Genomic DNA, 15,008 nt, shown 5'->3' with positions numbered 1-15,008 from the left:
CCGGTCGCGGCCCGACCGGCGTGCGTCGGCCGGGCCGCGACGCCGGCTCAGCCCCGGTCGGGGGCCGCGATCTCGCGCAGCTGGCCGTCGGCCAGCCGCAACCAGCGCTGCACGCCGATCTCGGCGAGGAACCGCTCGTCGTGGCTGACCACGACAAACGCTCCCTGGTACGCGGACAGCGCGCTCTCCAGTTGGGCGACGCTCACCAGGTCCAGGTTGTTCGTCGGCTCGTCGAGCAGCAGCAGTTGCGGCGCCGGTTCGGCGCAGAGCACACAGGCGAGGGTGGCGCGCAGCCGCTCGCCGCCGGAGAGCACCCCGACGGGCAGGTTCACCCGCGAGCCCCGGAACAGGAACCGGGCCAGCAGGTTCATCCGCCTGGCGTCCGGCAGGCTCGGCGCGTACGCGGCGAAGTTCTCCGCGACAGTGCGGTCGAGGTCAAGCAGGTCCAACCGCTGCGACAGGTACGCGATCCGCCCGTCGGCCCGTTTGATCTCGCCGCCGGCCGGTTCGAGGTCGCCGTCGACGAGGCGCAGCAGCGTCGACTTGCCGACGCCGTTCGCCCCGGTGAGCGCGATCCGCTCCGGCCCCCTGATCACCAGGTCGGCGCCGTCGCCGCCGAACAGGTCCCGATCGTCGAAGCGGGCCCGCATCCCCTGGCCGGAGAAGACCGTGCGTCCCGCGGGGACTGTGGTGTCCGGCAGGTCGACGGTGATGGTGTCCTCGTCGCGTACCGCCCGGCCGGCCTCGTCGAGACGGGCCTTGGCCTCGCCGAGACGGGCCGAGTGTGTCCCCTGCGCCTTGCCCGCCGACTCCTGCGCGCTGCGCTTCAGCCCACCGGCCACGATCCGGGCCAGGCCGGCGTTCTTCAGATTCTTGGAGGCGTTGCTGGCCCGCCGGTCGGCACGCTCACGGGCCTGCTGCATCTCCCGCTTCTCCCGCTTGACCTCCTGCTCGGCGTTGCGCAGGTTGCCCTCGGCCACCTCCCGCGCCGCCTGCACCGCCTCGGTGTACGCGGTGAAGGTGCCCCCGTACCAGGTGATCTCGCCTCGTTCCAGCTCGGCGATGCGGTCCATCCGGTCCAGCAGCTCCCGGTCGTGGCTGACCAGCAGCAGGCACCCGGACCAGTCGGACAGCACGTCGTAGAGCTTGTGCCGAGCCTCCAGGTCCAGGTTGTTCGTCGGCTCGTCGAGCAGCAGCACGTCGGGCCGTCGCAGCAGTTGCGCCGCCAGGCCGAGGGAGACGACCTGACCACCGCTGAGGGTGTGCAGCCGCCGGTCGAGCGCCAGCTCACCGAGGCCGAGGCGGTCCAGTTCGGCGCGGGTGCGCTCCTCGATGTCCCAGTCGTCGCCGATCGTGGCAAAGTGTTCCTCGCCGGCGTCGCCGGCCTCGATGGCGTGCAGCGCCGCGATCCGCTCGGCGACGCCGAGGACCTGGGCCACGGTCAGGTTGCCGACCAGCGGCAGCGTCTGCGGGAGGTAGCCGAGCAGGCCGTCGACCGTGACGCTGCCGCCGGTGGGCGTCAGCTCTCCGGCGATCAGCCGCAGCAGGGTGCTCTTGCCGGCGCCGTTGGGCGCGACCAGGCCGGTGCGACCGCCGGGGACGGTGAAGGACAGCTCCGAGAAGACCGGGGTGTCGTCCGGCCAGGAGAAGGACAGGTTCGAGCAGACGATGAACGCATCAGACATGCGAGTGACCTCAACGGGTGGGGTGGGCGCGCACGAGCCGCCCGACGACCAACGGGGACCTGTGGAACGACGACATGGCCACGGCGGCTGCGCGGAAAGCGCGCCGAGCCGTTGGCCGAACATGTCCGGTCTCACCCGGAGATGTCGTCGTCACCCGCCATGTCTGGTCTCCCTGGTCGTGCCACCAACCCAACTCCGCAGAGTCTAACAACGGATCTTCCGTCCGCCACCGAGTTCCCGACCGACCACCCCCGCCGCGACGGCGCCAATCGTCAAGATCCGCGCAACATCAGGGATGTTGCTGCCTCACGCGCGTCGGAGGCAGCAACAACGGGGAAGTTGCGCGGATCTTGACAAGGGGGCGTTCGGACGGGGCTCACCGGGGCCGGTATTCGACCTCCGGCCGGCCGGGGGTGCCGTAGCGGGGGCTGCGGACCGCGCGGTCGATGGTCACCAGGTATTCCAGGTAGCGGCGGGCAGTCACCCGGGAGATGCCTGTCGCCGCGCTCACCTCGGTCGCGGACAGTCCCGCCTGCGGGCCGGTCCCGTCGGCAAGCGCCGCGCGTACCCGATTGAGGGTCTGCGCGTCGAGGCCCTTGGGCAGGCTGTGCCCGGCGGTGCCGCGCAGGGTGGCGAACATCCGGTCCACGTCGTGCTGCGCGGCCACCTCGCCGTCGGCGAGCGCCTGCGCGCGGTAGTCGGCGTAGCGCTCCAGCTTGTCGCGGAACGCCGCGAACGTGAACGGTTTCAGCAGGTAGTGGGTCACCCCGAGGGACACCGCCGTCCGCACCACGGCGAGGTCCCGCGCGGAGGTCACCGCGAGCACGTCGACGCTGCTGCCCGCCGCGCGCAGCGCCCGGCAGACGTCCAGGCCGTGCAGGTCGGGCAGCCGAAAATCCAGGAGTACGAGGTCCACGTCGCTGCCGCCGCCCGCGCGCAGGGCCGCCATGGCCGCCCGCGCGGTGTGCGCCACCCCGACCACCACGAAACCCCGAACCCTTTCGGTGTACGCGGCGTGCGCCTCGGCCAGCAGCGGCTCGTCCTCGACGACAAGCACCCGGATGTCGGTCATCGCGGGGCGCCGCCGATCGGCAGGCGGACCGTGAACAGGCTGCCGCAGTCGTCCGAGCGGCCCACGTCGTAGCTGCCACCGTGGCGGCGGACCACCTGCCCGATCAGCGCCAGACCGAGCCCTCGCCCGGTGCTCTTCGTGGACCAGCCGCGCCGGAACGCGTCCGCCACCCGGTCCGCGGCCAGCCCGGGCCCGCTGTCGGCCACCCGGACCACCAGTTCGTCGCCGACGGCGCCGACGAAGACCCGCACCGTACGTGGCGGTGGTGTGCCGGCGACCGCCTCCAGCGCGTTGTCGATCAGGTTGCCGACGACTGTGAGCAGGTCGTTTGTCGGCAGGGGGCTGTCGTCCAGGCGGCAGTCCGGCTCGATGACCAGGTCCACGCCACGCTCGCCGGCCTGGGCGGACTTACCGAGCAGCAGCGCGGCCAGGGCCGGCTCGGTGACCGCGTCGACCACCCGGTCGGTCAGCTGTTGCGCGAGGGCCAGGTCGCGGGTGCCGAGCCGGACCGCCTCGTCGGCCCGGCCCAGCTCCACGAGCGTCAGGACGGTGTGCAGCCGGTTTGCCGACTCGTGGGTCTGTGCCTGCAACGCCTCGGTCAGCGCGCGGACCGAGTCCAGTTCGCTGGCGAGGGTACGCAGTTCGGTCTGGTCGCGCAGGGTCAGCACGGTGCCGAGTGGCGCCCCCTCGAAGCGGGCGGTCCGCTGGTTGGCCACCAGCACCCGGTCACCGGCAAGCATGGGCTCGTCGAGGGCGTCGCGGCCGGAGCCGAGCAGCTCGGCCACGGCGGGCGGCAGATCGATCCCGGCCACCGGCTGGTCGGTGACCGGCTCGTCGGCGTCGAGGCCCAGCAACCGTCGGCCCTCGTCGTTGACAAGCGCCACCCGGCGATCGGTGGTCAGCACCACGAGACCCTCGCGCACCGAGTGCAGGACGGCGTCGTAGTACTCGTACATCCGGGTCATCTGCGCCGGCCCCAGGCCGTGGGTCTGGCGGCGCAGCCGGCGGCTGAGCAGCCACGAACCGGTGGCGGCGAGCGCGAGCGCCGGCACGGCGACGCCGAGCAGCACGGGTAGTTGGCGCAGCAGCTTGCGGTTGATGGCCCGGGTGGTGATGCCCACCGACACCAGGCCGATGATGCGCTTCCGCTCGTCGTACACGGGCACCACCGCGCGCACCGACTCGCCGAGCGTCCCGACGTTCGTGGTGGTGAACGGTTGGCCCGCCAGGGCGGGCCCGATGTCGCCGACGAACGGCTCGCCGATGCGATCCCGGGTCGGGTGCGAGTAACGGGTGCGGTCGGGGGCCATCACGACCACGAAGTCGGTGTCCGTGGCCCGCCAGGTCGATTCGGCGTACGGCTGAAGGATGCTGGCCGGGTCGGCGGTCGTGAGGGCCGCGCGGACGTCGGGAGAGCCGGCCACTGTCTGCGCCACCGCGAGCACCTTCTCCTGCGCGGCCTGGCGGGAGTCGACGCGGGCCAGCCAGGCGGCGCCCGCCGCGCCGGCCAGGACGAGCAGCGTCACCACCACCGCCTGGAGGGCGAACAGTTGCCCCGCGATGCTCCACTGTCGTCGGGCCACCTCCAGCACCTCCTTGAGGCTTGTCGCGGTGAACAGAATGACCGCAAGGATGTCAACGGGTGAGACGCGCTTCACATTGTCGACATGGACACCACCGCATCCACCACCACGGCGGAGCCGTCGGCCCGCCGGGACCGTACCCGCTACCTGTACCTGGCCGTCATCGTGGCCGTGCTCGCCGGCATCGTGGTTGGCCTGGTCGCCCCCGATTTCGGCAAGGAACTCAAGCCGATCGGCACCGGCTTCGTCAACCTGATCAAGATGATGATCAGCCCGGTCATCTTCTGCACGATCGTGCTGGGCGTCGGCTCGGTCCGGCAGGCCGCGAAGGTCGGCAAGGTCGGCGGCCTGGCGCTTGGCTACTTCCTGACCATGTCGACAGTCGCGCTCGCCATCGGCCTGGTCGTCGGCAACCTCATCCACCCCGGATCCGGCCTGGACCTCGGCCAGGACCTCGCGGGCGCGGGCAAGGCCGCCGCCGGAGACGAGGCCGGCGGTACGTCGGAGTTCCTGCTCGGGATCATCCCGACCACGCTCCTCTCCGCGCTCACCGAGGGGGAGGTGCTCCAGACGCTGCTGGTGGCGCTGCTCGTCGGCTTCGCCGTGCAGGCGATGGGCCGGCGCGGTGAGCCCGTGCTCGGCGCGATCGCCGTCATCCAGCGGGTCGTCTTCAAGGTCCTCGCCATGATCATGTGGCTGGCGCCTTTCGGCGCGTTCGGGGCGATGGCCGCCGTCGTCGGCGCGACAGGCGTGGACGCCCTCAAGAGCCTCGCCCAGATCATGCTCGGCTTCTACGCCACCTGTCTGATCTTCGTGCTGGTCGTCCTCGGCGCGCTGCTGTGGTTCGTGGCCCGGATCTCGATCTTCTCGCTGCTGCGCTACCTGGGCCGGGAGTTCCTGCTGATCCTGTCGACCTCCTCGTCGGAGTCGGCGCTACCCCGCCTGATCGCCAAGATGGAACACTTCGGCGTGAGCAAGCCGGTCGTGGGCATCACGGTGCCGACCGGGTACTCGTTCAACCTCGACGGCACGGCGATCTACCTGACGATGGCGTCACTGTTCATCGCCGACGCGCTGGGCAACCCGCTCTCGATCGGCGAGCAGATCTCGCTGCTGCTGTTCATGATCATCGCGTCGAAGGGCGCGGCGGGCGTCACCGGCGCCGGCATCGCGACCCTGGCCGGCGGGCTCCAGTCACACCGACCCGACCTGGTGGACGGCGTCGGTCTGATCGTGGGCATCGACCGGTTCATGTCGGAGGCCCGAGCGCTCACCAACTTCGCCGGCAACGCGGTGGCGACAGTCCTGGTCGGCACCTGGACCGGCGAGTTCGACAGGGACCAGGCGGCCGGAGTGCTGCGCGGCGACGACCCGTTCGACGAGGCCACCATGCTCGACGACCACGACGACGAAGAGTCGGCGGCACGCCCCGACGAGGCCTCCGCGCCGGCCGGCGCCCCCGCCTGACGCGGTCGCGGTCTTGATCCACACGAGTTCGGCGATATCGCGGTATCCGAGCCTGTAGGACACCCCGATATCGCCGAACTCGTGTCGATCACCCTCGATCAAGCGCAGCGTGCAACGCCGCCGCGGCCTGGACGACATCCAGATCGACGACGACTTCCTCGCCGTCCGGAACACCGCAGGAGCTGATCGCCAGGCCGATCAGAGCCAACTCTGCGGCATCGTCGCGCAGGTCGTGCTCTTCGCACGTCTCCTCGCTGATCCCACCCAGTTCCTCGCGCTCCCAGGCGCTGACCGCTGACTCAGCCACATGCAGAGGCAACCGCACGCTGATCCGACTGGTCTGCCCAGGACCCATGGTGCCTCTAGGGCTGCGGTGGGGGAGGGGCGAGCCAGGCGAGCGGTTGCCCTGCGAGAGCGGCGTCGGCGAGGCGTTGAGCCGAGGCGGTCTTGAGGGCCTCACGCGAGCTGTCGATCCAGCGTTGGACGTTGTCGATGCCCTGATGGCGGTACTCGACGGCTTGAACAAGGCATTCCAGCTTGTCGGCGTCGCGGGCGACTCTGGCTTCCAGAGTCTCCTGGGCCTCGTACTCCGTGACGGCGGCCGTGATCGTGTCAGCGACGGCGGGCGGGCAGGCGGCGACCTTGTCGGCGGTGACAGCGGCGTTGGGGGCTGCGCTGAGATAGCGCTTGGCGATGTGGGGAATGTCAGTGATCTGGGTTTCCTGAGTGTCGTGCAGGACGCACATCATCGACACGCGGGCCGGGTCGGCGCAGCGAACCACCAGCCGGTGCGAGCGGCGCGCTTGAGGACGCCCGCCTCGACGCGTCAACCCGCGTCAGCTCGTTGTCCGCAGGGCTGCCGCACAGAACTCGGCCGGTGGCAGGTATTCGTGCGCGGCGACGTAGTGGAGCAGGAGCTGAGGTGCGGCGTACACGACGTCATCGCCCCGTACCTCGAATTCGGCGCTCTCGCGTGCGACCACACCCTGCCGAATGGCATTTCTGGCGTCCTCGCCCATGTCCCGGATGCAGATCTCGCAGTAGTGGTACCCGCGTGTCTGGCGGACCCGCACCCTGGCCAGTTCGGTCAGAGCCGGCATCAACCCGTCCCGGGGAGCGCCGGTCGGGAACCGATGCGAGGCGTCCAGCCAGCCGACGTTGAGCAGCGGCTCGTCGGACGCCGCATTCCCGTCCTCGTCATGCCGCTCCAGGTAGGTGTACGGCGTCAGGTCCGCGAAGTAGGTCACGGGTCATACGTACCATCCTCAGCGATGCGCCGCCTGCGCCTCCTGGAGCGGTCGGGACGAGTAATTCCTCACCGTGGCGGGGGCGGTGAGCGCAGCCGGCAGCCGGCGGTTACCGCCGGTCACCTCCGTGGGGGCAGATGCGGTCGTGAGCGATATACCTCAGAGTCATATTCATACCTCTGAGGTATATCGCTCAACAGCACATCGGCACGGCGGGCGGCCGAAGCGCCGGATGATGAGCGCCCTTCGCTCAAGATGCGGCTGGCACTTGACAGGCGAGGTGTGAGCGTTAACATCGACAACCACCACTGCCTGTCGGGAGGTCCGATGACGCTCGTGCTCGCGCGTTCCACCGCACGGCGCATGGCCGGGCTCACGGCCCTGGTCGTGCTGCTCGCCGTCGGCCTCACCGTCACCTCCACGAAGCCGGCCGCGGCGTGGGACAACGGCACGGCGAACACCCCGCCGATGGGGTGGAACAGCTACGACTCGTTCAACTGGCGCGTCACCGAGTCCGACGTGCGGGCCAACGCCGACTACATGCGCGACAACCTGCGCGAGCACGGCTGGGAGTACGTCGTCATCGACTGGGCCTGGTACTACCCGGGTCAGCACAACAACAGCCCCAACCAGGACGCCAGCCTCAATCCCCGGCTGCGGATGGACGCCAACGGGCGGCTGCTGCCGGACACCACGCGGTTCCCCTCCGCGGCGGGCAGCAACGGGTTCAAGCCCCTCGCCGACTACGTGCACGACCAGGGCCTCAAGTTCGGCGTCCATCTGATGCGCGGCATCCCCCGGCAGGCGGTCGCGGACAATGTGCCGATCCTGGGCACCAACTGCCGCGCCAACCAGATCAACAACAGCACCACCGCTGCCTGGCTCAACCTGATGTGGGGTCTGAACATGTCCAACGCCTGCGCGCAGGCGTACCTGGACTCGGTCTTCCAGCTCCTGGCCAGTTGGGGTGTCGACTTCGTGAAGGTGGACGACATCGCGGCCCCGACGTACCGGCAGGGCGAGGTCGAGGGCTACCGGACCGCGATCCAGCACAGCGGTCGGCCGATGGTGCTGAGCCTCTCGCCCGGCGCGACACCCCTGTCCAGTGGCGCGCACGTGCGGGACAACGCGCACATGTGGCGCATCGTCAACGACCTGTGGGACAACTGGTCGTCGCTCGACGCGTTGTTCGATCAGTTGCGCAACTGGACGCCGTACCGGACGACGGGCGCCTGGCCCGACCCGGACATGATCCCGATCGGGCGGCTGTCGAAGTACGGGCCGGTCGGTTCACCCCGCTACTCCGGGCTCACCGCCGACGAGCAGCGCACACTCATGAGCCTGTGGGCGATCAACCGGGCGCCGCTGATGTGGGGCGGCAACCTGGTCGAGAACCGCGCCGCCGAGCTGGCTCTGATGACAAACGCGGCGGTGCTCGCCGTCGACCAGAACAGCGCCAACAACCGGCAGCTCGTCGGCGGCACCCGGCAGGTGTGGACCGCAGATGTTCCGGGCAGCGACAACCGGTACGTGGCGCTGTTCAACCGGGAGAGCGCCACCGCCAACGTCTCGCTGAACCTGGCCGACCTGGGCATCGGCTCGGCCACCGTCACCGACCTGTGGTCCGGTGCGAGTCTCGGCACCGTCACCGGCACGCTCACCCGCTCCATCCCCGCCCACGGCAGCGGCCTGTACCGGGTGGCGCCGCTGACCACCGCCCCCACGCCGACCACCTACACGGTGGCCGCGCGGCACAGCGGCAAGCTCCTCGACGTCTACAACGCGTCCACCGCCGACGGCGCCAACGTCGTGCAGTGGGGCGCGAACGGGCAGGCCAACCAGCGGTGGCGGTTCTCCGACGCCGGTGGTGGCTACTCCACGGTGACAAGTATCAGCAGCGGCAAGTGCCTCGACGTGTTCGGCGGCGCGAGTGCCACCGGCGACGGCGTCCGGGTGATCCAGTGGGCCTGCAACGGCGGCACCAACCAGCAGTGGCGTGTCGAGGATCTTGGAACCGGCTACGTCCGGCTCGTCGCCCGCCACAGCGGCAAGTGTCTCGACGTGCAGAACGCCTCCACGGCGGACGGCGCGCAGGCCGTGCAGTGGACCTGCGGCGCCGGCGCCAGCCAACAGTGGCGACGCACCACCGTGTAGCGCGCTCTGCCGGTGGCCCCCCGCGGCGGTGATTCGGTCGCGAAACACGCCGCCCTCGCCCGGCCCGGAGAACAATTGTGGGTCGGGAAGGGGTGCCGCGACGAACCGGGGGAGCAGGCGTGCTCGCAACCAGCCTCCTGGGCCGGCTGCGTCGCCGTGACCCGGGGGACGCCGTCCTGCGGCGCGCGGTGCGCCTGACGCTCGTCGCGTCAGTCGTCTTCTACGCCTGCCGTTATGGGGCCGGCAGTCAGGTGCTCGCCACGTACGGGCTGTTCGGCACGATCGCCGCCGGGTCGTTCGCGCAGTTGCCCGGTCCCGCGCCGCAGCGGGCGCGGATCCTCGTCACGGCGCTGCCGGCCGTCTGGGCGCTGATCGCCGCCGGCACGCTGCTGGCGTCCAGCACGGGGGCGGCTGCCGGCGGAATGCTCGTCATCGGGTTCGTCGTGTCGTTCGCGGGGGTCGGCAACCCGCGCCTGGTGGGTCTGGCCAGCGCCTTTCAACTCTTCTACATCCTGGCGTCCTTCCCGCCCTACCAACCGGACACCCTGCCGCAGCGCCTCGGCGGGGTCACGCTCGCGGTCGTGCTGCTCGCCGCGGCCGAGGTGCTGCTCTGGCCCGATCCGGTGCCTGTCACCTACCGGCAGGTGCTCACCCGGGCGGCGGACGCCGTCGGGGCGTTCCTCGACGACACCGCCGAGGCGCTGACCGACCCGCACGCCGGTCACGGTGGTCGGGACAGCCGGCGCGCGCAGGCGTACGACCTGGTGGCCCCGCTCGGTCTCGGCCGCAACCCGCCGGAGCGGGCGCCGACAGCGGCGGGCGCCCAGGACCGGGCGCTGCGGATCTCGGCGGCGGCGCTGCGGGAGGTGCTCGCCGAGGCGGACCGGCTCGCGGCGGACGCCCCGCCCGAGCCGATCCCGGACCTGGCGGCGGCGCGACTGCTGCGCGCCTGCGCGGACACGACCCGGATCGCCGGCCGGAGCCTGTCACCAGGCGTGCCACCTGTCGACCTGGGGAGCCTGGACGCCGCGATCCGCACGGCCGAGGCCGCGTACCCGGCGGGGCGGGGTGGCGGCGCCGACGCGCCGGACGTACCCCGGATGTGCCGGGACGCGACGGCGCTGGCCCTCGCCGACCACGTGCGAGTCTTCGCCGTCGGCGCTCGGGTCGCCGCCGGGGCACGGCCCGCCGGGGGCGAGGCATACCCCAGACTCTTCGAGTACGCGCGACACAGCCCGTGGACGCTGTACTGGTGGCAGTTCCGCTCCCACCTGGTGCCCCGCTCCGCCCATCTGCACAGCGCGCTGCGACTTGCCGTGGCGCTGTCGGTCGCCCGGGTGGCCGCGGGTGTGTTGCAGCTCCAACACGGCTTCTGGGTGCTCCTGGCGACCCTCACGGTCCTGCGGACGTCGGCCGCCGACACGCGCACCGCGTTGCGGCCCGCCGTGCTGGGCACGATCGCTGGCGTCGTCGTCAGTGGCCTGCTGGTGCTCCTCATCGAGGAACCCATCGTGTACGCCGTCGTCCTGCCGGTCACGCTGTTGCTGGCGTTCGGTGTCGGTCGGCTGCTGGGGCCGGTGTGGCAGCAGGCGCTGTTCACCCTGCTGCTGACTGTCGTCTTCAGCCAGCTCAGCCCCGAGGGTTGGCGGCTCGCCGAGGCGCGTCTCGTCGACGTCGGACTCGGCGCGGTGATAGGTGTGCTCGCCGGCGTCGCGATGTGGCCGCGCGGCGCGAGCCACGACCTGCGTCACAACGCCGCCCGCTACCTGACGGCCAGCGGGGAAGCTGTCGAACAGACCGTGGAGGCGGTGCTCGGCGACGCGCCGCCGCCAGAGGACGACCTCGACCGGGTCCGCCGGCGCATGGTCCTGGTCGACTCGTCCTTCTGCCAGTACCACTCCGAGCACCACGCCCCGCGGCGCGGGCGCGTGAACTGGGACGCCGCCCTGGGCGCCGGGCAGCACGTGGTGCCCGGCGCCGAGTCGCTGCTGCGCCGCAACCCGCCCGGCTGCCTCGCGGCCTGGCCGGCCGCGGCGGTCCTGCTGCGCGACGCGGCCGGGCAACTGCGATCGGCGTACGACGACCTGGCCGGCGAGGTGGCACACGGCCGAGCCTCGGGGCCGGTGCCCGCTCCGACCGACTGCGTCGACGAGGTGGACCGGGTCCGCCCGCTGCTCGGCGCGGTCGACTCCTCTGCGGTGCGGCACCTGGTGGAGGTCGACAGGTGGCTCGCCGGCCTCGCCGACAGCCTCACCCGGATCCACCCGCGAGCCGGCTCCGAACGGCAACCGTGAGCCTCTGCCGTTGACCGCGAGCCAGCCCGGGTCAGGGGATGACGGGTAGGCCGCCGTGATAGAGGTGCTCGAATTGACGGTGGACCCAGAGGATGCGGCCGTCGGGGCGCACGACCTTGCGGAGGTCGGCGATGGTGACGTCCTGGGTGCGCAACGCGACATGCAGCGTCCGGAGGGTGGCGCCCTCGGCGATGATCGGAGACGTCGGTCCGCCACGGGCCCGTTCCGCCAGGCCGGCGCTGTGGTCGCCGGCGGTGAGATGGTCGGCGGCCAGCGCGGCGGCGTTCAGTGTCTCGTTCGCCATCGAGACCTGCTCTTCGACGGCTTTCCACTGCTCCTCGGTGAACTCGAGTTTGAGCTCGGCCACACCCACGCCGAGGAGAGGCTTGAGGAGCATGGTGGTGGCCTTCAGGAGGGGGACGGCCCTGACCCACCACTCTCGGGAAACGTCTACGGAGTAGACGCCGGCATCACGTCGATCGGGCTCGAGGACGTGGACTGGTTGGAGCGAGTGCTCGCAGTACAACGTCAGCCGCATCCGCTTGGTGGTCCACTGCGGGTTGCGGATGGACGCCTCGACAGGGGTGAGGGTGAAGAGGCGCGGTCCGTCCGCGGCCTCGTCGTTGAGTTGCCACATCAACGCGGTCAGCTGCGCGTTCACGCCGGCGAGGTTGGCCTTGACGGTGTCGCTGAGTTCGGTGACCCGCTGACTCAGTCCGCGGACGTGGCTGTCCACAAGCGCCACGCCGTCCTGAAGGACGGCCAGCGCGTCGTCGCTCGCGCGCGATCCGCCCAACAGCGAGTCGATGGCGGGGAAGGCGTCGCACCCGGAGATCGGGCACTGCGCGACGGCCTGGCGGTGCGCGTCGCGCAACTTGATGAGCTTGTCGACGTCGAACAAGCCCGCACCCGGCGTGGGCAGGCCGCACCCGTCACGGCAGGCGACGAGGGCGACGGTGGTCAGACCGGGCCAGAACCGCTCGATGCAGTAACGGATCTCGTCGGTGACCTGGCGTAGGTAGGTGACGGCGTCCGGGCCGCGGACCTGGACCTGGACCCCCACACCGGCACGCACGGTGAGGAGCGCGCGGGCGCCGTAGCGGCTCTGCAGGACCATGCCCTGCTGCCAGTGCACGCCCTGCAGGGAGTCGGGCTCCGTGTAGCGCTGGTGGTGGAGGCGAACGATGAGCCGGTACATCAGAGCGTCGGGAATCACGATGCCGCCTGCGGGGCCTTCCGAGATCCGGCACACCTCCAGGTACTCGCGGTCGCCGGTGCGGAACTCGGTCCATGCCCTGCGCAGGTCCGGCTGCGCGGCGGGGACGAGTTGCGCGATGAGACTCACCGGCTCGGGTGCGGCGTCGAGGGAGACCTGGTACGTCAGCTCGAAGCGCCCCATGAGCGCAAGGAAGAGTCGCTGCTGGTCCCTCGTGTAGAGGGTGCCGTCGGGAGCCTGTGCCGCGTTCCACAGGCTCCCGAGCATGCGGTGCGGGACGAGACCGAGGGCGTCGACGGCGTCTCGGCTGTCGAGCACGGCGGCGATCGCGACGTTGAGCCAATCCGGTTGGAGGATCACGAACGCGGCCAGCGCGTCGTCGTCCGCGTAGTAGATCCACTTCCCGAGGTGGTGGGCATTGCTGGCAAGGGTGCGTGCCTGGAAGTCGTTGAGTCCCTGCGCGGCGGCCACCGCCTCGTAGTCGCGGTAGTCGATCACCTGCTGACCGTCGGCGGTGACTACCTCGATCGTCCGCTGCCAGCTCGCCGGGTAGTTCCGGTGGACGTGCGGGAGCGTGCCGGCGGCCACGGCGATCGCATCCCGCAGCGCCTCCAGTCGGTCGTCCGGGATGGCGCTGTCGACCTCGTGGAAACCGACAATCAGATCGCCGAAGCGCTGCTTCAGATGCTGCTCGTCGATGGCATCCGCCCGCGAGGACGGCCCACCGTGGGACGCGACCACGAGGACCCGAGCGTCCGGGGCCCGGTGCGCGATCATGGCGATCCAGGACTCCACCATGCCGGCCGCGACACCCGGACGTGGTTTCCAGACAACGACGTAGACGGCTGGCGCGCTGAAGAACAACTGGTGCGCCGGCTGGTACGCCTGCTGGCCGCCGAAATCCCACCCGTTCAAGGTGATCTCGCGGCCGGCGTGGCTCACCACCAGCGGCTTGATCTCCATGCCCTGCGTCTGGTGACGATCCCGCCAGGGCTCGCCTCGCAACGCTCCGAGCAGAGAACTCTTTCCGGCCTCGCCGGCGCCCACGAACAGGAGCTTCGCCTCCGAGATCGAGATCCCCTCGCTGGCGACGTCCGCGAGGAACGCCAGCAGCGCTTTCGTCCCCTCCACCGCGGCGGCCAGAATCTCGGGCGGAAGCGGGTTGTCGTCTACGACGAGCGTCCGAAGCGTTCCGAGCCGACCAATCGCGTCGGGCAGAGCGGTGAGCTCGTTGCCGTCCAGGTTCAGCTCAGCGATGGAGGTCCACGCGGCGACGGCGTCCGGCAGGGCGGTGAGCCGGTTGCCGCCCAGGTACAGCTCAGTGAGGGAGGTCCAGGCGGCGACGGCGTCCGGCAGGGCGGTGATTCGGTTGCCGTCCAGGTTCAGCTCGTAGAGGGAGGTCCAGGCGGCGACGGCGTCCGGCAGGGCGGTGAGTTGATTTCTGTCCAGGTACAGCGTGGTGAGGGAGGCCCAGGCGGCGACGGCGTCGGGCAGCACGGTGAGTTGGTTGTCGCTGAGGCTCAGTTCGTCGAGGGAGGTCCAGGCGGCGACGGCGTCAGGTAGCGCGGTGATTCGGTTGCCGTCCAGGTACAGGACGTCGAGGCGGGCCCAGGCGGCGACCGCGTCCGGCAGCGCCTCGAGCTGGTTTTCGTCCATATCGAGCCGTGTCAGGGCAGTCCAGGAGGCGACCGCGTCCGGTAGTGCGCTGACGTTGTTGTGATCCAAGTCGAGCTGTGTCAAGGCGGTCCAGGAGGCGACCGCGTCCGGTAGCGCGCTGAGCTGGTTGCGGTTGATGTCGAGCCGTGTCAAGGCGGTCCAGAGGGCGACCGCGTCCGGTAGCGCGCTGAGCTGGTTGCGGTCCATGTCGAGCCGTGTCAGGGCAGTCCAGGAGGCGACCGCGTCGGGCAGCGCACTGAGCTGGTTGTCGTCCAGGCGCAGTTCGGTGAGGGAAGTCCAGGCAGCGACGGCGTCCGGCAGGCTGCCCAGGCGGTTGTGGCTTAGATCGAGGCTGGTCACGTCGGCTAGAGCCGGGACGTCGCGCAGAAGCTCGGCAAGGTCGCCACTGGTAAGGCCGAGACCGCTGAGGTTGACATGCCCGTTGGTGGCGGCAGCTACGCGGTGCTTGGCCTCGACAATCGCGCTGTCGCTCATGCCGAAGCAGCGTAGTCCCTCGTGCACAATCGGTATTGCCGGCTGCGCCGACTCTCGCGGCGGTCGGCCGACAACCGGGCATGTTCGCTGGCAGGCCGCCGATCGCCGATTGGCCGTGCCCGTGCCGGGCGGTCCCGCC

The 15,008-nt window shown here is 70.7% G+C and carries 9 protein-coding genes and 1 pseudogene; 3 read left to right on the top strand and 7 right to left on the bottom strand.

From position 1 onward, the window contains the following. Nucleotides 1–47: 47 nt before the first annotated feature. The 3 genes from abc-f to OOJ91_RS28855 form a co-directional block, all read right to left on the bottom strand. Nucleotides 48–1,685: a ribosomal protection-like ABC-F family protein gene (gene abc-f, locus OOJ91_RS28865; protein WP_266250005.1), complete on the bottom strand. Its 1,638-nt coding sequence runs from the start codon at nucleotides 1,683–1,685 to the stop codon at nucleotides 48–50. A gap of 376 nt (nucleotides 1,686–2,061) precedes the next feature. Beyond that, the gene (locus OOJ91_RS28860) at nucleotides 2,062–2,757 is read right to left on the bottom strand and encodes a response regulator (RefSeq protein WP_266250004.1); all 696 of its coding nucleotides are present in this window, start codon (nucleotides 2,755–2,757) and stop codon (nucleotides 2,062–2,064) included. Then, a complete protein-coding gene (locus OOJ91_RS28855; protein WP_266250003.1) occupies nucleotides 2,754–4,415 on the bottom strand; it encodes an ATP-binding protein in 1,662 nt (553 codons plus the stop codon). The genes OOJ91_RS28860 and OOJ91_RS28855 overlap by 4 nt, the downstream gene beginning before the upstream one ends. Before the next feature lie 9 nt (nucleotides 4,416–4,424). Between OOJ91_RS28855 and OOJ91_RS28850 the strand changes: the two genes are divergently transcribed. Next, a complete protein-coding gene (locus tag OOJ91_RS28850; protein ID WP_266250002.1) occupies nucleotides 4,425–5,807 on the top strand; it encodes a cation:dicarboxylate symporter family transporter in 1,383 nt (460 codons plus the stop codon). Nucleotides 5,808–5,895: 88 nt separating this feature from the next. On the opposite strand, the gene OOJ91_RS28845 is transcribed toward OOJ91_RS28850, so the two are convergent. From OOJ91_RS28845 to OOJ91_RS28835, 3 genes and pseudogenes are all read right to left on the bottom strand, one after another. Further along, the gene (locus OOJ91_RS28845; RefSeq protein WP_266250001.1) at nucleotides 5,896–6,114 is read right to left on the bottom strand and encodes a hypothetical protein; all 219 of its coding nucleotides are present in this window, start codon (nucleotides 6,112–6,114) and stop codon (nucleotides 5,896–5,898) included. A gap of 55 nt (nucleotides 6,115–6,169) precedes the next feature. Beyond that, nucleotides 6,170–6,627: pseudogene (locus OOJ91_RS28840) on the bottom strand (HD domain-containing protein); the annotation flags it as partial. Nucleotides 6,628–6,643: 16 nt separating this feature from the next. Further along, on the bottom strand, nucleotides 6,644–7,054 hold the full coding sequence (locus OOJ91_RS28835) for a hypothetical protein (RefSeq protein WP_266250000.1): 411 nt from the start codon (nucleotides 7,052–7,054) through the stop codon (nucleotides 6,644–6,646). A 327-nt stretch (nucleotides 7,055–7,381) separates the two neighbouring features. Between OOJ91_RS28835 and OOJ91_RS28830 the strand changes: the two genes are divergently transcribed. Both OOJ91_RS28830 and OOJ91_RS28825 read left to right on the top strand, forming a co-directional pair. Then, entirely contained in the window at nucleotides 7,382–9,208 is a 1,827-nt protein-coding gene (locus OOJ91_RS28830) for an alpha-galactosidase (protein ID WP_266249999.1), read from the top strand. 119 nt (nucleotides 9,209–9,327) lie between these two features. Then, on the top strand, nucleotides 9,328–11,502 hold the full coding sequence (locus OOJ91_RS28825; RefSeq protein WP_266249998.1) for an FUSC family protein: 2,175 nt from the start codon (nucleotides 9,328–9,330) through the stop codon (nucleotides 11,500–11,502). Between the two features lie 31 nt (nucleotides 11,503–11,533). On the opposite strand, the gene OOJ91_RS28820 is transcribed toward OOJ91_RS28825, so the two are convergent. Beyond that, nucleotides 11,534–14,869 (bottom strand): COR domain-containing protein, encoded by a 3,336-nt coding sequence (locus tag OOJ91_RS28820; protein ID WP_266249997.1) that lies wholly within the window; start codon nucleotides 14,867–14,869, stop codon nucleotides 11,534–11,536. Between the last annotated feature and the right edge of the window lie 139 nt (nucleotides 14,870–15,008).

The organism is Micromonospora lupini (assembly GCF_026342015.1).
Classification (GTDB): domain Bacteria; phylum Actinomycetota; class Actinomycetes; order Mycobacteriales; family Micromonosporaceae; genus Micromonospora; species Micromonospora lupini_B.
The sequence above is the reverse complement of the archived record's forward strand: the minus strand, read 5'-3'. Positions and strand labels throughout refer to the sequence as shown.